The organism is candidate division KSB1 bacterium, assembly GCA_034505495.1.
Classification (GTDB): Bacteria; Zhuqueibacterota; Zhuqueibacteria; order Residuimicrobiales; family Krinioviventaceae; genus Fontimicrobium_A.
Genome location: JAPDQV010000012.1, coordinates 1 through 19,264, shown reverse-complemented (window position 1 = coordinate 19,264; position 19,264 = coordinate 1). Strand labels below are relative to the sequence as shown.

Genomic DNA, 19,264 nt, shown 5'->3' with positions numbered 1-19,264 from the left:
CTTCCTTTCTATTGACCGAAACAGCTTTCTATTCGTCAAAATCATTTTGGGGAGGTAAAGTGCCCCGAGGAGTCGTCGCAGGAGCGCTGATCTGCAGACTGGTCAGGCTGCCGCTTGCTTTGCTGATCTGCGCCCGCATTTCGTCGCGCGCATTGCTCAGCATGGTCAACGCCCGCGCAAAACGACCGTCCAGTTCCTCCTGCAGATTGTTGATGCTGTTCTGAATCGTTTCGAGATAGGCATCCAGCTTTTGCAGATCGATGCTGTGCAGCGTCTTTACCGCCGTGTGGATGATCAGAAAAAGATAAGGCACGAACATGCTGTAACTGACCAAAACAACGTTCGACTGGAACGCCTTGGAAAGGGCACCGCTGCAGATTTCATAGACCGAATCGGGCACCACGGCAACGGCAAAGGAAGTCGTGACGCCGGGGACAATGTATTTGCCCGCTTCTTCGGCTTTTCTAACGACTAAGCGTTCAAGTTCGCGTTTGAGCCGCTCCCTTTCCTCGCGATTTCCGACTGCAACAGCCCGTTCGAGCAGGTCCGTAGCCGGCCATTTGCTGTCGATGGGAACGATCAAATTGCTCGGCAGACGCAAACCAAACTCCACAACTTTGCCGTTGACGAGCAAATTGCGTTCCTGCCATTCGATCGGCAGCTTGGCAAAGACCTGTTCGACAATGCTTTCGCCCGCCGCGCCCTTGGAATGCGCTCCGGCAATAATAAGTTCCAGCCGCTTTATCGATTCGACGGCCTGCTGCTCCACATCCTGCCGCGCTTTCGCCAACGTCTGCAGTGCGGTCAGGTTCTGCTGCACCTTTGCAAGCTCCGCGCTCAACGTCGAACTGATCGTTTCAGTCATCGGCTCCAAGCGGGCGACTTTATCAGCCAGCACCGCCAGTTGAGTGCGGCTTTCCTGCAGGCCCTGCAAAAGGTTCTGCAGCGTGAAGTTCATTTCCGCCCGATCACGCGGAGTGCGCACTTGCAGAAGCACGATTACCGTCAAGGCGAAAAGCAAAAGAAGCATTAGGCTGCCGGCAATGATCTCAGGTGCGGTCATGCCTGACCCCGCCTGCCGTTGCGATCTATGGAATGCTTAGCGTAAAGACGCATGCCGCAACTCCGCTGCTTTTGCAGGTGATAAAAAACGGCATCATTATACGATTTTTGGCGCAAAAAATCCACAAAAACACATAGACCCTGACAAGTTAATCATTCCACCGCTGCCGGGTTGCTTGGATTTGAGGTGAAAAACGGCTCACAATTCAACAGCCGACATCGATTGCCGGCGATGAAAACGAAAACAAACGCCTATAATTTTTATAAATGCCGGAAGGCGAAACCACGCGCTTCACTGTCCCACTCCGCGCCGGCGTCCTGCATGGCCGTTGTTGATGTTAGAACGATTTTGCAACGGCTTCAAGCGGTATATTTCTAAAAGATGGATCAAAGGCTCCTTTTAGGGAAAATAGCATGAGGTCGAGATTCTCCTCAGGCCGAGAAAAAAACACATGTAGATAAGGCATAATGTTGACGGTCTTCTGAATCAGCTTTCGATTCTACGGAAACAATCGTACCATAAAAGCGTTCTATCTAAAGCGTCGGCTGCAATAGTTTTGGGGTAGGTTGAGCTGATGAATCATCAGTTCCTTTGTATTATTTTGTTACTCTTTTGCGACACCAACCGCATCGCGCGTAACGGCCGTATTTTAACGTTCGCGGGCTTACAGGATTGCAGAGAGGTCTGAAACGGCTGAAAAATCAGCGATACGGCCCTTTCCAAGACTGAAAGATATTTGGGCGCATCGTGGCGAGCAGAAATATTGGTTTGTGGGAGAGAGCGGAGCTGTAGGAACGACACCCATGACCAAAAAGCTTGATCTGCAGCTTTAAATTGTGTATCATAAAAGCCGTTCATGCAAAATGGGAAGAAAATGAAAAAATGTTTGCATCGCTAGACCTCAGCAGCGGCTGGAGTTTTCGCCGTTTCGGCGATAAAGCATGGCTGCCCGCCGCGGTGCCCGGTAACGTTTTCCTTGACTTATACCAGGCCGGACTCATCCCTGATCCCTACTATCGCGACCATGAAAAACAGGTGCAGTGGGTCGGTTATGAAGACTGGGAATATCGTACTTTTTTCAGTCTTGACAAGGAGCTCGAAGCGCCGCGCATCGATCTGCTGTTCGAAGGTCTTGATACGTTGGCGACAGTTACCTTAAATGATCACGTTATCCTCAATGCAGACAATATGTTCCGCACCTGGCGGGTCGATGTGAGGCGGTTTTTGCAGCCTCAAAATGAGTTGCACATTCTTTTCCGCTCGCCGATTCGCAGCTTACTGCCCCAAATCGAATCTTTGGATGTCCGATGTCCTGCGGTCAACGATACGGGAGAGGGAACCAGTCCTTATGTGCGCAAAGCGCCCTATCAGTTCGGTTGGGATTGGGCGCCGCGTTTGGTCGGCTGCGGGGTATGGAAGCCGATTCGGCTGCAGATCTGGGATATTGCCCGCATCGAGTCTCTGCAGATTCTGACGGCCGACTTGGCGCCTGATCGTGCCGAAGTCTCGGTGCTTGTTGAAATCGAGGCAATTACCGAGGCTGAAATTGATGTCGTTCTTTCCAGCATGGACGGCGCCTTTCTGCAAAAGCGCCGCCGCCTCCGATTGTCGATCGGCAAACAGACCATCCGCTTCGATGTCGAAATCAAACAGCCCAAGCTTTGGGAGCCGAACGGCCGCGGCGAGGCGCATCTTTATCGTCTGATTCTTTTTATAGAATATCGCGGTCAGGTCCTTGATGAACGACAGGCGCGCTTTGGTTTGCGAACGGTACGCCTCGAAGAAGAACCGAATACGGATGGTGCGGGCTTTACTTTTGTCGTCAATAATAAGCCGCTTTTTGCCAAAGGGGCTAACTGGATACCGGCCGACTGTTTTCCACACCGTGTCTCCCGCGATAAATATCGCGAGCTGCTGCTCGCCTGCCGCGACGCCGGCATGAACATGCTGCGCGTTTGGGGCGGCGGCATCTACGAGTCCGATGACTTTTACGACTTGTGCGACGAGCTGGGCCTGCTGGTGTGGCAGGATTTCATGTTCTCTTGTGCACTTTATCCGGCGGAAGGCGAGTTCCTCGATTCCGTCAAACAAGAGGCGGTCGATCAGGTTAAGCGGCTGAGAAATCATCCCTGCCTGGCTTTATGGTGCGGCAACAATGAAATCGAGTGGGGTTGGCAGGCTTTCGGCTGGAGCACTCGTCTCCCTGCTGTAATGTTTCAACAAAACCAGACTCTTTTCCGCCAAATACTTGCCGAAATCGTCGCAACGAATGATCCGGGCAGACCCTATTGGCCCAGCTCTCCCAGCTCCAACAGTCGTGCCGACGCCAATTCTCCATCTTTCGGCGACATGCATTACTGGGACGTTTGGCATAAAGCGGCACCTTTTGCTTCTTATCTTGATCAGCATCCCCGCTTTATGAGCGAGTTCGGTTTTCAATCTTTTCCCGTTTTGGAAACCGTCAAGACCTTTGCCGAACCGCAAGATTTTGACATCGAATCGCCCGTAATGCTTCTGCATCAAAAGAACCCGCGCGGCAACCAGTTGATCCGCGATTATCTCCTGCGCTATTACCCGCCGGCAAAGGATTTTGCATCATTTCTCTACCTCAGCCAAGTCCAGCAGGCTGAAGCGATTCGTACCGCGGCGGAGCATCTGCGCCGAATTCGGCCGCACTGCATGGGAGCGCTTTATTGGCAGCTCAACGACTGCTGGCCCGTCGCTTCCTGGTCGAGCATCGATTACGAGGGCAATTGGAAAACCCTGCATTATGCCGCCGTTCGATTTTACAAGCCGCTGCTCGTTTCGCCGCTGTTGACCGAAGAGGAAATCCGCGTCTATGTCGTTTCCGATTTAGAAGAGTCGATAGCAGCCACGCTTCTGATCGAACTGCTCACCTTCGATGGACAGATTATACGTCGAGAACGGCGACCGGTATTTATCCAGCCTAACTCAACGGGGCTTTTTGCCGTTATGCCGCGTTCTGAACTCGGCGTTGTGGTTCTCGAGAGATCGCTCCTTTACTGTACCTTGGAAGGACAGGACGTTGAGAATGTGCTCTACTTTGTCGAGCCGAAGGAACGTCGGCTCGAACATAGCCCTCTGTTTCTATCGGTCGAAAAGATTGTCGACGGCTTTGAGTTGACGATGAGCGCCGAGCGACTTCTTTCCGGTGTTTATTTGGGCGTCGACGACGTTAAAGGCCGCTTCAGCGACAACTTTTTCGATCTTTTGCCGAACCGTCCGCGCCGAGTATTTTTTAGAGGCGGCGTCAATTTATCGCTGCGCGAGTTTCAGGATCGGCTGCGCGTCATCTCGTTAATCGATGCCGTTGTTCCGGCGGATGGACAGAAAGACGATTCATACCGCAAACTCGAACAGCTCGAGCAGCTGGGTCTGTCTCTGCGCTTAGAAAAGGAGGGGAGAACGATCTACGAGTCGCGCGACGCCATGCTCAAGCCGCTGTTCAGTTGTCTGGTGAACCGGCTGCAGGAGGTCAGGGGAGCCGTGATGATCGACAAGATCGTCGGCAAGGCTGCGGCCATGCTGGCGGCTTTCGGCGGCATCTCGCACGTAATTACGCCGACGGCAAGCGCCTCGGCCAAAGAGTTTCTGGAGAGGGTCGGCATTCCGCTCACAGCAAGACGAATCATTCCGCATATCATCAATCGCGAGGGGACAGATCTGTGTCCAATGGAAAAGCTGGCCGACAGCTGCGGCTCTCCGGAAGAGTTGTTCCAAAAACTCCAGAAAATGATCCGCCTATAAATCACGGCGGCTCTACGGTTAAAGTCGGGTTTCTGTCGGCAGCCATGGCCCGCGTGGGGAAACCCCCTCGAGTCGGGGAAGGGTAACACGGCAAGGGCGCCTATTCGCAGTAAATGACCTCTCGCTCCAATCGGATGCCGAAGCGTTCGAGGACGCGCCGGCGCAGGATTTCCTCAAGTTCTAAAAGCTGATCAGCTGTTGCATGGCCCGCATTGTAAAAGACGTTGGCATGCTTGGGATGAACGGCCGCATCGCCGACGCGCGTTTGTTTGGCGCCGACGGCATCGAGGTAAACGGCGGCGGCCTGTCGACGCTCACCGCCGGTTTCGATGTTTTTAAACCATGAGCCGGCGGTCGGGGTTTCCGGCGGCGGCAGCTTTTGCCGACGAAGAGCCAGGATTTCTTCGCAGGCCGCGCGAATGCGCACCGGTTCGCCTTTGCTCAACTGCAGTTCGGCCTGCAGAAGAATCGCCGGATACTCTTTGAGATAGGACGATCGATAGGCGAAGCGGAAAAAGTCGCGGTCTACGGTTTCGATCCGGCCTTCGGGCGTCAGGATGCGGGCGCGCACGATCAGTTCGCCGATGCTGCGGCCGTAGGCGCCGGCATTACCGTAGACGGCGCCGCCGAGCGTGCCCGGAATGCCGGAGGCAAATTCAAAGCCGCTCAGACCGCACTCGAGGCAGAGAGCGGAAATCTGCTCCAATGATGCGCCTGCTTCGACGACGATCGCCGCCTTCCCTGCCGTCACCATCCGGTCAAAACGGATCGCCGCAACCATTCCGGCGCGACCTGCTTCGGAAAAAAAGATGTTGGTGCCGCCGCCGAGAGCCAAAAAGGGCAGATCCGTACTTAAACAGAACCGATAGAGTTCGACAAAAAGCAAAGGATCTTTGACGGTGCAAAAGAATTGCGCCGGTCCGCCGACCCGAATCGAGGTATGTCGGGAAAGCGGCTCGTTTTTGGCGACATCGTACTGCGGCGGAAAGTCGGGTTCGTTCATCTGTAGGCTTTGCAACGGCTTTTTCCGATCGATTAAGAGGTGAACCGCTCGATTTTGGCGCCGAGCTGTCTCAGCTTGCCTTCCAGGTTTTCATAGCCGCGGTCGATCTGCCGTACATTATAAATGGTGGTGCGGCCTTCGGCGCAAAGGGCCGCCAGAACAAGAGCCATCCCGGCACGAATGTCCGGACTGGTTACCTGCGTTCCGTAAAGTCGTGAGGGACCCACGACGACGACGCGGTGCGGATCGCACAAGACGATGCGCGCGCCCATGGCGATCAGATGGTCGACGAAGAACATCCTGCCGTCGTACATCTTTTCAAAAAAGAGCGCCGTACCTTGTGCCTGCGTGGCGGCGACGATCAAAATGCTCATTAAATCGGTCGGGAAGAGCGGCCAGGGCCCGTCGTCGATCTTGGGAATATCTCCCGAAAAGTCCGGCTCGATCACCAGACGCTGTTCGGCCGGCACTTTTACGCGATCTCCTTCCACAATGAAATCGATTCCCAGTTTGCGATAGGTGGAGCGGATGACGCGGAGCTCATCGGCGTTCGCACCGGCAAGCGTGATTTCCGATCCGGTGACGGCGCCGAGCACGATATAGCCGCCGATCTCCAGCAAATCGGAACCGATTTGATGCTCGGTACCGCCGAGCGACTGGACGCCTTGAATTTCCAAAATATGCGTGCCGATGCCGCTGATTTTCGCTCCCATGGCGTTGAGCATGCGGCACAGCCCGACGACATGCGGCTCGCAGGCGGCATTCTCCAGCCGTGTAACGCCTTCAGCAAGAACCGCAGCCATGATGGCGTTTTCAGTGGCGGTAACCGATCTTTCCTCTAAAAAAATGTCGGCTCCTTTCAGAGTGCTGCGGCGGAAATGGTACTTGCGCTCTTTCTCGCTCACCTCGACGCCGAGGGCGCGAAAAGCGGCAAAGTGATCGTCCAGGCGCCGGCGGCCGATGACGTCGCCGCCCGGAGGCGGCAGGGTCAATTCCTGCAGGCGAGTCAACAGAGGCCCGGCCAGCAGAATGGCGGCGCGCAGCCTGCGGCACAGCTCCGCATTGGGCTCGGCAGAAATCAACTCTTGGCATTGAATACGATACGTATCGGGAGCAAGCTCCTGCACGCTTGCGCCGAGGCTTTTCAAGAGATTCATCATCTCCATCACGTCGCTGATGCGCGGCACATTGCGCAGCACCACCGGTTCGTGCGTCAGCAGACACGCGGCAAGGCAGGGCAGCGCTTCGTTCTTGTTGCCCTGCGCCTGCACCGTGCCTGCTAATCGATATCCCCCGTCAATGACCAAACGATCCATTTTTCACCTTTCGAATTTGGGCGGCGCAAGGTATTAAATTCGCTCGAAAGAAAAAACAGTTTTGTTTTTCACTACGAATCGTTTTATTTTCTTGGCGATCGAAAACCAGTTCCTTTGACTTGAAATAATTCGGAGGAGGTCATGCAGATTCGCGTTGAAAGACCGAGTGAGGAAAAGCTGAAAGAATTGGGTGTTCGACAATGGCCGATCTGGACGCGCGGCGTCTCTGAATTCCCCTGGAGCTACGACGTTACCGAAACCTGCTACATTTTGGAGGGACGGGCTATCATTACCCCTGACGGCGGCGGCGATCCGGTGGAAATCAAAGCCGGAGACTTGGTCGAGTTTCCTTGCGGCCTTTCCTGCAAATGGAAAATCGTCGAACCGATCCGAAAGCATTATGATTTTGCTTAAGGTTCGCCCGGACCTGCCGATGGAAACACCGGCGGCTGCCGTTTGATATTTCCTTCGGCCTATTCCGGAGCATAAATTCTTCTTGAGTATCCGTTGAAAAATCTCTATATTTTATTGTTATGACAAATACGATACACAACTTTTTCGTTTCCATTTTCACTCCTCTGTTTGGGAATTTGCGTTACCCATCCCGTATTTGCCCCGTGTGCTGAGCCGGTCCGTCGCGCCTGCATACGGGGGATCCTTTGATTGATTCATCCGCTGAAAAATAACCTTTCGAGGAAACCATGAACCCAGTCGAGCACGAGCTCGAACGAGGCACGGTTACAACGCCTTTGGGCTTTCGTGCCTCCGGCGTTTTTGCCGGTATCAAACAGAATCGCAAAGATATGGCCTTGATCTTTAGTGATCGGCCTGCGGTCGTGGCCGGGCTGTTCACCACGCATCGGACGCCTGCGCATTGTATTCTGTGGAATCGTGAGGTGACGGCACAGGGACGCGCCCGCGCCCTCATCGTCAATGCGGGCAACGCCAATGCCTGCACCGGCGAAGCGGGACGCTTGGACAATCAGGAAATGGCTGAACGCACGGCGCAGCGGCTGGGACTCGATCCGCGCGAAGTTCTGGTGCTTTCCACCGGCATCATCGGTGAACCGCTGCCGATGGACAAGGTGCGTGCAGGCATCGATGCTGCGGTTGAGGCGCTCAGGCAGGACGGCGGCCTGGAAGCGGCAACAGCCATTATGACCACTGATACGGTTCCCAAACATTTTTCAGCTGCTTTCGAGGTTGACGGCGTAACCTGTCGAATCGGCGTCATCGCCAAAGGAAGCGGTATGATCAGTCCGAATCTGGCCACCATGTTCTGCATTTTCACCACCGATCTGGCCATCGAGCAGCCTTTACTGCAGGAAGCGTTTCGCTCCGCAGTCGAGGAGACGCTCAACCGCTTGACGGTCGACGGGCAGATGAGCACCAACGACGCTGCGGTGATCCTGGCCAACGGCGCCGCCGGCAATCCGCCGATTCGGGAAAAGGGCGAGGCCTACGATCGCTTTGCCGCGGCCTTGAAAAAGACCGCTTTGGCGGCCGCCCGCGCCATCGCCCGCGACGGCGAAGGCGCGACCAAGCTGGTGACCGTCACCGTTACCGGCGCCGCCGATGACCGTGAGGCCGTCATCGCCGCCAAAGCGATTGCCGACTCGATGCTGGTCAAAACCGCCATTTTCGGCCGTGACCCCAATTGGGGGCGGGTCGTGCAGGCGGCCGGAGCGTGCGGCGTGCAGATCGATCCGCAGCGGTTCGCCGTCGAGTTTGCCGGCGTTAAAGTGGCCGAAAACGGCGGCCGCATACCCTTCGATCGGCAGCAGGTCATCGCCGGATTGTCGCAGGCCGAAGTCGACGTCAAGATCGATCTCGGCGTCGGCAGCGGCCGCGCCGAGGTCTACACCTGCGACCTGACTTTCGAATATATCACCATCAACGCGGAATATCATACCTGAGAGGTGCTCCATGCTGTTCAAGCGAAAAATCGCCTTTATCGGCGCCGGCAATATGGGCGAAGCTTTGTTGGGCGGACTGTTAAAGTCCGAGTTGACTTTGCCGGAAAATATCCTGGCATCGGACGTACGGGCGGAGCGGCTGGAAGAGGTCAAGAAAAAATGGGGGGTGGGCGTAACGACGGATAATCGGCAAGCGGTTAACTTTGCCGATGTCGTGGTTTTGTGCGTCAAGCCGCAGGCGTTGCGGGAGGTGTTGGAGGAAATCCGCGATGTGGTGCGCGAAGAGCAGCTCATTATATCGATTGTCGCCGGCATCACGACCCGCACCATCGGCAAATTTATCGGCAAAAAGAATCCGATCATCCGCGTGATGCCCAACATTCCGGCCGTCGTGGACGAGGCGGCTTCGGCGCTTTGCGTCGGCGAGTTTGTCGATCAAATTCACAAGGACATTGCCGTGACCATGCTCTCGGCCGTAGGCGAAGTAGAGTGGGTGCCTGAGGACCTGATGGACGTCGTTACCGGCCTCAGCGGCAGCGGACCGGCTTACATCTACATGGTTATCGAGGCGCTGACGGACGGCGGCGTACTCATGGGACTGCCCCGCAACATCGCCACGCGCCTGGCGACGCAGACGGTGCTCGGCTCGGCAAAGCTGGTGCGCGAGACGGACATCCATCCGGCGGTCCTGAAGGATCAGGTCACGACGCCCGGCGGTACAACCATTTTGGCCATCAAGGAGCTGGAAGAGAGCGGTCTGCGGCCCATGCTTATCCGCGCCGTCGAAACCGCCACCAAGCGGTCACGGGAGCTGTCTCGGCTCTTGGAGCAGACCAATCAAGTGAATGGTTCATCCAATAAGTGATGGGAAAGGGTGTAACGTCATGAAGGTAGGCATCGTCGGCGCCGTCGGTTACACCGGCGAAGAGCTGATCAAAACTTTGGAGCGGCACCGCAAAGCGGAATTGGTTTTCGCCACCTCGGAGCGGGAGCACGGCAAACCGTTGTCCGCCATTTTTCCATTTTTGCGCAGATACGGCGATCTGCGGCTCGTCACCGCCGAGGAAGCGACGGCACTGCCGGTCGATTTGGTCTTTCTCTGCCTTCACGCCGGAGAATCAGCCGGTTGGGCGGCGCGCTTTCTCGAGCGCGGCGCCAAGGTGATCGATCTGGGAGCCGATTTTCGCTTTCGCTCTGCGGCCGAATATGAGACCTGGTATCAGGCTGCGCATCCCAAGCCTGAGCTGCTGCAGGAGTCGGTCTACGGATTGCCCGAGTGGCATCGGCAGGAAATCCGCGCGGCCAGGTTGGTCGGCAACCCGGGCTGCTACCCCACAAGCGTTCTCATGGCGCTGTTGCCTTTTGCCCAGAAAAAGTTGTTGAGCGGTCGGCCGGTCATCGTCGACGCCAAATCGGGCGTTTCCGGCGCAGGTAAAAAACCGAGCGACACCACGCATTTTGTTTCCGTTAACGAAAACCTTTCGCCGTACAAAGTCGGGCATGTCCACCGCCACGTCGGCGAAATGGAAAAGGAGTTGGCCTGTTTCGGCGCACCTCGGACGGTCATCTTTACCCCGCATCTTACACCGGTGACGCGCGGCATGCTTTCGACGATCTATGTCGAACTGACCCGCGACCTTTCCGCGAGCGATCTCCTGGAACTGTGGCGGCAGCGTTACGCGGACGAACCCTTTGTGCGCGTGTTGGACGGCTCCCTGCCGACGATGAGTGCGGCGCAACATACCAACTTTTGCTTTTTGGGTGCTGTGACGGTGCCGGAGACTCGCACGGCTATCCTGTTTTCGGCGATCGACAATCTCGGCAAGGGCGCTTCGACACAGGCAGTGCAGAATATGAACCTCATGTTGGGCATCGAGGAAAGCGAGGGCTTGTGGTGAAAAGCTGGACGGAAAAACAGAATTCCAAGGCGGCCTTTAGGCTGCTGTTAAAGATCGGCGGTCGGGCGTTTAACGACAAGTCGGGATTTGCCGAACTGGCGCGCGCAGTACGTAACTTGAAAGCGGAAGTGATTCTCGTGCACGGCGGCGGCGCCGAGATCTCGCAGGCGTTACAGAATGCCGGCCGCGGCACCACTTTTATCGACGGCGTACGGGTGACCGACCGCGAGGATGTCGAGATTGTCGAGAGGGTCTTATCCGAAGAAATCAACGGCCGCATTGCGGCATGGCTGGAGGAGAACGGCGTTGCCTGTCGCCGTTTTTCCGGCAAAACTTTCGGTTTGATGATCGCAGAAAAGACGCTGCGCAACGGCCGCGACATCGGCTATGTGGGTGAAATCGTCGCCGTTCATCCCCAACCGATTTTCGAGGCGCTGCAGGCGGGTTTGCTGCCGGTCGTTTCGCCGATTTCAGCTACTGCCGAGGGCGTCACCTTGAACGTCAACGCAGATACGGCTGCTGCGGCATTGGCCGTCGGCGCAGCCTGCACTGACCTGGTCTACTTTTCCGACGTTTCCGGCGTCATGAACGGCAGCGGCCGGGTCCTTTCTGATCTTTCGGTTCAACAGGCGAAGGAACTCATCGCCAAAGGCGACATAACCGGCGGCATGGTGGCGAAACTGGAATCGATTTTTTCCGCCTTGGCAAGAGGTTTGAAGCGGGTGCACATCACCCGCTGGCAGGGCGAAGAGACTCTGGAAAAACTGCTCTTCGGCGGCGAATTGGAGAAAACAACGCTTTACGAGCAAAGAAAATGACGACGAATGAATGGATCGAACTCGAACGCCGAGTTCTGCTCAACACGTATGCGCGGCCTGACTTTGTCATCGATTACGGTCGCGGCAGCCGCTTGTACGACTTGGACGGGAAAGAGTATCTCGATTTCGTCGCCGGCATTGCGGTCTGCGCCTTCGGGCATGCGGACGAGCGCTCGCAGCAGGTCTTGGCCGAGCAGGCTGCCCGATTATGGCACTGTTCGAATCTTTACCATTTCATGCCGCAAATCAAACTCGCCGAATTTTTGATTGAGCACACCTTTGCCGACAAGGCCTTTTTCTGCAACAGCGGCACGGAAGCGGTCGAAGCGGCAATCAAATTCAGCCGCAAATGGGCCAAAGAGCATAAAGGCGCAGAATGCTATGAAATCATCGCCATGAAAAAAAGCTTTCACGGCCGCACCTACGGCGCTCTTTCTGCAACCGGCCAAATGCATCTTCACGCCGGCTTTGAGCCTATGTTGTCGGGCTTCCGCTTTGCCGAATTCAATGACGCTCAATCCGCCGCGGAGTTGATCACCGATAAAACCTGTGCAGTCATTGTCGAACCGGTGCAGGGAGAAGGCGGGATTTACCCGGCGTCAGTCGAATTTTTGCGCGAGCTGCGACGTCTTTGTGATGTTCATAATCTGCTTTTGATTTTCGATGAAATTCAGTGCGGTTTCGGCAGGACCGGTTGGTTTTGTGCTCACGAAGCTTACGGCGTCCAGCCCGACATTATGGTCGCCGCCAAACCGATTGCCGGCGGGTTGCCGTTGGGAGCGGTGCTGGTAACGGACCGAGTTGCCGCCTGCATCAAGCCGGGCGATCACGGCACCACCTTCGGCGGAGGGCCGCTTGCTTCAGCCGTTGCCCTCGACATTCTGCAGCGCATCGCCGAGCCCTCTTTTTTGGAATCGGTGCGGCAAAAAGGAGAGCATCTCGGCCGGCGCCTGGAAGAGGCCAGGCAGGAGTTTCCTATTGTGACGGAAACTCGCGGCGCAGGCTTAATGCGTGCCCTCGAGGTGTCGATTGATCCCAAGATTCTGATTCGCGCCTGCGAACAGGAAGGGCTTTTGATTTGCAAGACCGGCGGCCAAGCCGTGCGTTTTTTGCCGCCTTTAAATGTTACGCACGAAGAAATTGACGAAGCGGCAGCCAAGCTTCACCGCGCGCTTGTTGGAATAGGAGTAGTTCAGTGATACGGAGAGCCAAAATCAAAGATGTACCGCAAATCGTACAGTTGATCAACCATTTTGCTCAGCAGGGACAAATGTTGGGCAGGCCCTTGATCGAGTTGTACGAGCATATTCGTTCCTTCGTGGTCGCGGAAGCCGATGGGAAAATTGTCGGCTGTGCATCGTTGGCGGTGGTTTGGAGCGATATCGGCGAGATCCGCAGCATCGCCGTGCATCCCGATTATCAGCATCGCGGCTACGGCCGCCGTATGGTGGAAGTCCTGCTCAATGAAGCGCGCCTTTTGGCTTTGCCGCGCGTTTTTTGCCTTACCTACAAGCCGGAATTTTTCAAAAAGCTGGGTTTTCGCGATGTCGACAAGCACGAACTGCCTCACAAAGTGTGGCGGGACTGCATCAACTGCCCCAAATTTCCCGACTGCGATGAAGTGGCACTCATTATCGATGTGCCGGAAAACGGTAACGGAAAAGCAAATCCGGATTTAGAAAACTAGGCCGTCAAACGAAAAAGGGCGGCTAAACCGCCCTTTTGCTATCCTCTTTTGACCACCCGCGTAGAGGCCGTGGCGTTAATGACGTTGATCAAATTGACGTCATAGATGCCCATGCCCGCTTCCTGCGCGATGCGCAGATAATTGTCCGTGCCCGAGAATTCGCCGGGCAGCGAATCCTGCGAAAAACAACCTTCGAAATCACCCACCATGGGGTCCCAGCCGATGACCTGCGTCGAGATCGAATCGACCGCAACCGGATCCTTGCCGATGATCAGCTTGTTGTAGCGCGCCGGTGTAAAGCCCTGATTCCAAGGCCCTTCGCCGTTATCCGCGGTCATGATGGCGTCGTTGATGGCAAAGTGAATGGGCCGAATTCGGCAGATGTCAAGGAAATTCCGCACCAATGTCGGCCAACCCATTTCATGCATGGAAGCGCGGTAGCCGCCGACGGCGCCTTCCTTGCCGTCGTTGTAATTGGTATAGATCGAAAGCGGAATCGAACCGACCATATTCTTCAACGAATGCGTGACGCCCGCACCGTAATGACGTTTGGCCTTCGGCAGAGAAACAAAGCAGTCTAGCTCGTGCAGCGCCTGGTTATGGTAGTAGCGGTCCCATCTGCCCAAAGGTGAAGGAACCGGCACTTCCTTAAAGCTGCCGTAGGGGCTCTTTTTGTTGAGATCGACAAAATCGCCGCCCAATTCTTCGACGACATCGCGGTAGCCGTATTTTTGGTAAGATTCGTTGTCATAAATGGCTTCCATGACGATGATGCGGCTTGCACCGGCGTCGCGGAACAGCTCCATGCAGACGCGCAGAATTTCCGGATGCGTCCAATAGAGCTCGGTCGCCTTGACGCCGTAGCGCTTGGGGCAGTTCTTCGCATTGCTGTCGCCGCCGGTCATGTTCAGCTTGATGCCGACCACGTCGCCGGGCTTGCAGATGTCGCTCAAGCCTCCGAGCGCTTCCACGGCGGATTGGATGTTTGCCCGCAACGCCTGGTAACTATAATCGGCGACATCGCAGACGGCGACCTGCGCAAGGTGCCCGCCTTGTCTGCCCAAACTTCCAGTGGGCGGTACGAGCGGCCCCTTTGCTGCAGAGACATTCGGTTCCAGCGGCAAAGATGCACGGCTGCACGCTGCCGCCGTGATTCCCGCCGCTGCTGCGCCTAAAGCAGCCACAAATTGACGCCGCGACAAACCGTCGGATTTGCCCTTTTCATTCCTGTGAAAGGGACCATGGCAGTTTTTCTTTTCAGACATATTTCCTTCCTTTCTCCAAAAAGCCTTAAACAAAATATGTATTTTGCCGCTAAAAACCTAATCAACTCTATTACCAAAAAGCCCGTGCGTCAACACGGGCTTTTAAGGGAACACTGGCCGGTGCGGAAGAGATATTATTTCTCTTCTTCCTCTTCATCATCGTAGTCGTATTTTTCCAGCCAATTCAGGAATAACGGTCCTCTTCCTCTGGCCGGCCCCATATGCATTCTTTCAAACGGCTTTCCCCACCAAGGACATTGGCGGTCCAAAATTTTGCGCTGATCCGCATTAAGCAGGTTGCGTTTCTGTAGATGTGCAGAAATCCGCTTTTTCTGAATGGCGGCGCGCAGCTTGGCAATGTCGTCGATCAACGATTCGATCTTTTTTGCGTCCGGTTTGTCTTCGCTCAATTCGGCCTGCAGCTCCAATTGTTTGATCTGCAGATCATTGCGCAACGCGACCGTCTCTTTACGGAATGAGAGGTCGATTTTTTTGAACGCTTTTTCCTGTTCGTCGGTCAGATTCAGATCGCGGTCGATCACCTCTTTTTGGATCTCAATCACCTTTTTGGTTTGACCGCCACGAAATGGACGTAGGGGTTCGCCCTGTGCCATCGCGTTTTGGACCAACAAAAAGAGTGCAAGTACAAAAGCAATCCTAAATAATTTGTTAGTCATGACAAATCTCCTCCTTTGTTACGGTTTTTCGGTTCGCTTTAAAATGATCACTTTTTCCTCTTTGGACTGTCGATAAAATCGCTCTGGTGAAATGTCTTCTTCGATCGGCAAAAGGCGGCGCGGTGGCGTTTCCAATCGTCGGATGATAAATCGCCATTCATCCGTTGAAAGCTTAGGCTTGAGCGCAATCAACTGGTCGACCGTCAGGCTCTCGGCGCGAAGCCGGCTTTCGTAAAGTCGGCGCAGCTCTTCATCGACGGCCTTGCGGTCGATCGGTTCCTGTTCCAACAGAAACGCTACGTTCTTTCGTTGCCGCTCGATGTCCTGCAGAATCTCACCCATCTGCCGCTTATATTGTAGGTTGAGAGAATCCATTTCCTTCCAGTCATGGAATCTCTGCCGCAATCGGCGCTCCATGAAAGCAGGCGGCCGCTCCCTTTTGGAGCGGCTCCAATAGCCCTCGGGCGGACGTCGTTCCCCAAGCCGCAAGTAGATCAATGTGCCGATGCCGGCAATGTTTATTGTCGTTGAAAAAATCAAGGCTGCAATTAACCATTTCGAAGACATGTTTTCCTCATTGTGAAAGTTCGGCAAAAGACCAGTAGGCTGTCGTCAACAGCGCATCGTCGAGTTCAAAGAGCTCACTGATGACGGCGTCGCGGTACAGACTGCCCGCGCTCGCCTCGAAATCCAAGCGGGCACCGATAAGTATGCCCACTATTATGCCTGCAACGGCTGCAGTCGTAACGATGAGTTTCTGTACCGCCTGTAAACGAACGACCGGCTGTTTACTGGCCTGAGCCAAAACACGGTTTCGCACTTTGTCGGCAAAAAAAGGCGGGGCAGGAGTCATAGGCCGAGCTATTAATCTGTAAAGCGTTTGCCATTCCTCCATCATTCGGCGACAAGACTCACAGACGGACAGATGCGCAACGGCAGATTTTTGTGTTTCACTGCTCAGCTCGCCGTCCATTAAAGCGGAGAGCTGCTTTCTGTATTTTGCACAAGACCTCATAGAATCAATCCTTACCCAAAGTTCCCAACAGCTCGGCCAATTTTTTCTTGGCGCGGAAAAGGCGTGATTCAATACATGCCACGCTGACGCCCATAACGCCGGCGATTTCCTGATAACTCAAGCCTTCGTAACGATGGAGAATTAGAGCTGTCTTCTGATCGTCCGGAAGACTTTCGATCGCTTTTGCCACTTTTTGCTCGATCTCTTCCTGCTCCATGCGCATGTGCGGATCTTCACCGCCTGCAGTCTCCATCAGATACAGTTTTTCCCTCGCTCTGAGGCGTGAAAAAAGGGTCAGCATCTTCCGACGGCGACGCGCCCGCAATAAATTCAGACAATGATTGACGGCAATTCGGTAAAGCCAAGTCGAAAATTGCGCCTTGCCTTTGAACCGACTCAAACTACGGTAAGCCTTGATGAACACTTCCTGAGCCGCATCATCGGCGTCGTTCCGATCATCCAGGAAAAGAAGGCATATACCAAAAATTCTATCCTGGTATTTCCTGACAAGTGCATCGAATCCGGCATAATCGCCGTCTTGCGCTGCGCGTACAAATTCCTCGTCGGTCATTCGGTTTCCGTTTCGTTCCGCCTATTAGACACCGCAAATATGAAAAACTTGCACCCCTGTTTCAGGTTAAGCCACCTGCTTTCCGAATTGCAACCGCTTTTTAATACGATAGGCTCGGGGAAAGGTTCGTAGTAATTTTATGCGATGAAAAGCATGTCTTTAGTGCTTAAAAATCAGCTTAATAGGGCAAAGCTGACGACGCAGCTATAATTATAGAAAAAAGGCAGTTTCGGCACGTCATTTGTAGTAAAATGATCGTAAGAAAACGATGAGGTTGAAAAGATGAAACTATTTTCAAATACTGCTCTGCTTTTGGGAATACTTGTCGCCGCCTGGTCATTGCAGGCCGAAGAAAGAGAGCTGGTTTTGTGCAAAGCGGAAAATGCCGCCGGAGGTGTGACGGTGGTCAACAGCGAGGAATGCAACCCTTTCTCTGAGCAAAAATGCTTAATGTTGCGATTAGAAAAGACAACCGATTTGACCGTACAGGTAAAGACGCCGATGGGAAAAGTGGTAAAAACGATTGCCGCAGGCCGATTCGAGGCCGGCGAGCACTCTTTCTATTGGGATGGCCGTGACGGACAAGGCAGGGTCGTCAAAGGCGGCGTATATGTTTATACGATTGATGTGACTTTAAATAAAATAGAACATATGGCTTTTCTTCCGTAAGGCTCTCCTTCTTTATAAATGCTCCTTCCGCAAAAAAGGCAGAGATTGATCGATCTTTGCCTTTTTTGTTTTGTTCGAGTCTGAAAAAAATCCATTACTATGTTGAAAATTTATTAAAATATGTCTTTGCGCGTTTTTAGAGGATTGTCGGTAAATAATGTTTGAAAACGAAGATAATCGGCAGCTCACTATTAATTTTGGATGATGCGGGATGAGAATCACAGAGATCAACATCAAGCTTAGAGAAGAACCCAAGCTGAAGGCTTTTGTCAACATCACCTTCGAAAACGTGTTTTCCGTCAAGGGGCTGAAGATCATCCAAAGCAAAAAGGGATTGCTGCTCTGTATGCCCTCGCGCAAAGTGGAAGACGGCACGCAACGGGATATCGCTCACCCCATCAGCAAGGAGTTTCGCGATCAAATGGAGCGCGAAATTCTTGCAGAATACTACCGCGTTCTGCAGCAAAAAGAGCTGGAACCCCATGAGGATAATAAAATAGAAGAAGAATTTGCCGTTTTCGAAGAATAAAGTAGTATCCCTCCAGTTTTTCCCCCTGCTTTCGTCTTGAATATTACTTTTAAACCGCTTATACTATAAAAGCTTTGACGCCGAGCAGTTAGTGACTCGCTTTATCCGGATCATGACAAACACCGTGCAGACAAAATACGGTGCCGTTTTATTGGGCGCCGCCTCTTTGGGTGCGCAGACATTGCTCATCCGTTCTGCTTTAACGGTTTTTTACGGCAATGAGCTGCTGATCGGCGGCATTCTAGCGCTGTGGTTGTTTTGGGTCGGATTGGGCAGCGGACCGCTTTTCCTCTATCTGAGGAGGAAGATACCGCACGATTCTATTTTTCCGCTCCTTCTCACGGCGCTGTTTCTCTCCCTTGTCGGTATCGTGTTGTTTCGATTAGCGCGAATCATTCTGCTTGTGCCTCCCGGCGAATTCATCCCTTTTTTCAAAACAATGATTTTTGCAGCTGCGGTTACCGCACCGCCATGTCTGTTGTTCGGCGTTTCTTTTGCACTCCTGGCGGCTGCCGATACCGCCGGATCGGGGGAACCGGAAGCGCGCATCTATGCTTGGGAAACAGCTGCGGCTGCTGTTTGCGGTCTTTTGTTCAGTGCGGCGACGCCTTTTGCTTCCAATCTGTTGTTAGGGACTCTGATGCTCTCAGCCGCGTTGTGGGGCACAGCTTGGCTCCTGCGCAGCCGTACTTTGGGGCTCGCCGGAATAATAGCGGCAGTGATTATTTTGACCGGCGGCGTAGAGAAACTGGATCGAGTCGTTGACAAGCTGTACTGGCGATCTTTTGCCCGCGATATGATCTTTGTTGCCGGTCGGCCGACGAATTTCGGCAAGACCTCTGTGGTCAATTATGCAGGCGAAAACTGGATCTATAAAAACGGCGGCAAGGTTGCACCGGTGATCAATGATCCGGCAATGCAGCCTTTGGCGGCAGCGGTGGTCTGTGCGCATCCGCAGCCGCGCCGGATACTGGTTATCGAGGGTTTCCTCACGGGGTTGCCGTCTGCTCTGCTTGCGTTCGATTCCCTCTCAGTCACCGCATTGGAGTTCGATCGCCTTTCCGTCGAA

Annotated in this window: 19 protein-coding genes; 11 read left to right on the top strand and 8 right to left on the bottom strand. The window is 54.2% G+C overall.

All coding sequences use genetic code 11. From position 1 onward, the window contains the following. Positions 1-28 precede the first annotated feature (28 nt). Positions 29-1,063 (bottom strand): DNA recombination protein RmuC, encoded by a 1,035-nt coding sequence (gene rmuC, locus ONB24_07010; GenBank protein MDZ7315855.1) that lies wholly within the window; start codon positions 1,061-1,063, stop codon positions 29-31. An 882-nt stretch (positions 1,064-1,945) separates the two neighbouring features. Here rmuC and ONB24_07005 point away from each other — a divergent pair. Next, a complete protein-coding gene (locus ONB24_07005; GenBank protein MDZ7315854.1) occupies positions 1,946-4,831 on the top strand; it encodes a DUF1893 domain-containing protein in 2,886 nt (961 codons plus the stop codon). A 100-nt stretch (positions 4,832-4,931) separates the two neighbouring features. On the opposite strand, the gene murB is transcribed toward ONB24_07005, so the two are convergent. Continuing rightward, complete coding sequence (gene murB / locus ONB24_07000) at positions 4,932-5,849, bottom strand: UDP-N-acetylmuramate dehydrogenase (GenBank protein MDZ7315853.1); 918 nt, start codon at positions 5,847-5,849, stop codon at positions 4,932-4,934. 17 nt (positions 5,850-5,866) lie between these two features. Further along, positions 5,867-7,150, bottom strand: coding sequence for a UDP-N-acetylglucosamine 1-carboxyvinyltransferase (gene murA, locus ONB24_06995; protein ID MDZ7315852.1), 1,284 nt, complete (start codon positions 7,148-7,150; stop codon positions 5,867-5,869). Positions 7,151-7,291: 141 nt separating this feature from the next. On the opposite strand from murA, the gene ONB24_06990 reads away from it, so the two are divergent. The 7 genes from ONB24_06990 (at position 7,292) to ONB24_06960 (ending at position 13,469) form a co-directional block, all read left to right on the top strand. After that, the gene (locus tag ONB24_06990; protein MDZ7315851.1) at positions 7,292-7,564 is read left to right on the top strand and encodes a cupin domain-containing protein; all 273 of its coding nucleotides are present in this window, start codon (positions 7,292-7,294) and stop codon (positions 7,562-7,564) included. Positions 7,565-7,851: 287 nt separating this feature from the next. Continuing rightward, complete coding sequence (argJ, locus tag ONB24_06985) at positions 7,852-9,066, top strand: bifunctional glutamate N-acetyltransferase/amino-acid acetyltransferase ArgJ (GenBank protein ID MDZ7315850.1); 1,215 nt, start codon at positions 7,852-7,854, stop codon at positions 9,064-9,066. A gap of 10 nt (positions 9,067-9,076) precedes the next feature. Next, entirely contained in the window at positions 9,077-9,931 is an 855-nt protein-coding gene (gene proC / locus ONB24_06980) for a pyrroline-5-carboxylate reductase (GenBank protein ID MDZ7315849.1), read from the top strand. A gap of 19 nt (positions 9,932-9,950) precedes the next feature. Beyond that, positions 9,951-10,964, top strand: a complete 1,014-nt coding sequence (gene argC, locus ONB24_06975) for an N-acetyl-gamma-glutamyl-phosphate reductase (protein MDZ7315848.1) — start codon at positions 9,951-9,953, stop codon at positions 10,962-10,964. After that, positions 10,958-11,782, top strand: coding sequence for an acetylglutamate kinase (argB, locus tag ONB24_06970; GenBank protein ID MDZ7315847.1), 825 nt, complete (start codon positions 10,958-10,960; stop codon positions 11,780-11,782). The genes argC and argB overlap by 7 nt, the downstream gene beginning before the upstream one ends. After that, complete coding sequence (locus tag ONB24_06965; GenBank protein ID MDZ7315846.1) at positions 11,779-12,981, top strand: aspartate aminotransferase family protein; 1,203 nt, start codon at positions 11,779-11,781, stop codon at positions 12,979-12,981. The genes argB and ONB24_06965 overlap by 4 nt, the downstream gene beginning before the upstream one ends. Continuing rightward, entirely contained in the window at positions 12,978-13,469 is a 492-nt protein-coding gene (locus ONB24_06960; GenBank protein ID MDZ7315845.1) for an N-acetyltransferase, read from the top strand. The genes ONB24_06965 and ONB24_06960 overlap by 4 nt, the downstream gene beginning before the upstream one ends. A gap of 38 nt (positions 13,470-13,507) precedes the next feature. Here the strand turns inward: ONB24_06960 and ONB24_06955 are convergent, their stop codons facing one another. From ONB24_06955 to ONB24_06935, 5 genes are all read right to left on the bottom strand, one after another. Next, positions 13,508-14,734 carry a DUF362 domain-containing protein gene (locus ONB24_06955; protein ID MDZ7315844.1) on the bottom strand — a complete coding sequence of 409 codons (1,227 nt, stop codon included), beginning with the start codon at positions 14,732-14,734 and terminating at the stop codon, positions 13,508-13,510. A 134-nt stretch (positions 14,735-14,868) separates the two neighbouring features. Further along, positions 14,869-15,411 (bottom strand): periplasmic heavy metal sensor, encoded by a 543-nt coding sequence (locus ONB24_06950; protein MDZ7315843.1) that lies wholly within the window; start codon positions 15,409-15,411, stop codon positions 14,869-14,871. 18 nt (positions 15,412-15,429) lie between these two features. Next, complete coding sequence (locus tag ONB24_06945; protein MDZ7315842.1) at positions 15,430-15,978, bottom strand: periplasmic heavy metal sensor; 549 nt, start codon at positions 15,976-15,978, stop codon at positions 15,430-15,432. A 7-nt stretch (positions 15,979-15,985) separates the two neighbouring features. Beyond that, on the bottom strand, positions 15,986-16,426 hold the full coding sequence (locus ONB24_06940; GenBank protein MDZ7315841.1) for an anti-sigma factor: 441 nt from the start codon (positions 16,424-16,426) through the stop codon (positions 15,986-15,988). A gap of 4 nt (positions 16,427-16,430) precedes the next feature. Continuing rightward, entirely contained in the window at positions 16,431-16,997 is a 567-nt protein-coding gene (locus ONB24_06935; GenBank protein MDZ7315840.1) for a sigma-70 family RNA polymerase sigma factor, read from the bottom strand. Positions 16,998-17,279: 282 nt separating this feature from the next. On the opposite strand from ONB24_06935, the gene ONB24_06930 reads away from it, so the two are divergent. The 3 genes from ONB24_06930 to ONB24_06920 form a co-directional block, all read left to right on the top strand. After that, the gene (locus tag ONB24_06930; protein MDZ7315839.1) at positions 17,280-17,666 is read left to right on the top strand and encodes a hypothetical protein; all 387 of its coding nucleotides are present in this window, start codon (positions 17,280-17,282) and stop codon (positions 17,664-17,666) included. A 211-nt stretch (positions 17,667-17,877) separates the two neighbouring features. After that, on the top strand, positions 17,878-18,195 hold the full coding sequence (locus ONB24_06925) for a SpoVG family protein (GenBank protein ID MDZ7315838.1): 318 nt from the start codon (positions 17,878-17,880) through the stop codon (positions 18,193-18,195). 112 nt (positions 18,196-18,307) lie between these two features. Next, positions 18,308-19,264, top strand: a 957-nt coding sequence (locus ONB24_06920) for a hypothetical protein (protein MDZ7315837.1), incomplete at its 3' end; no start/stop codon positions are given.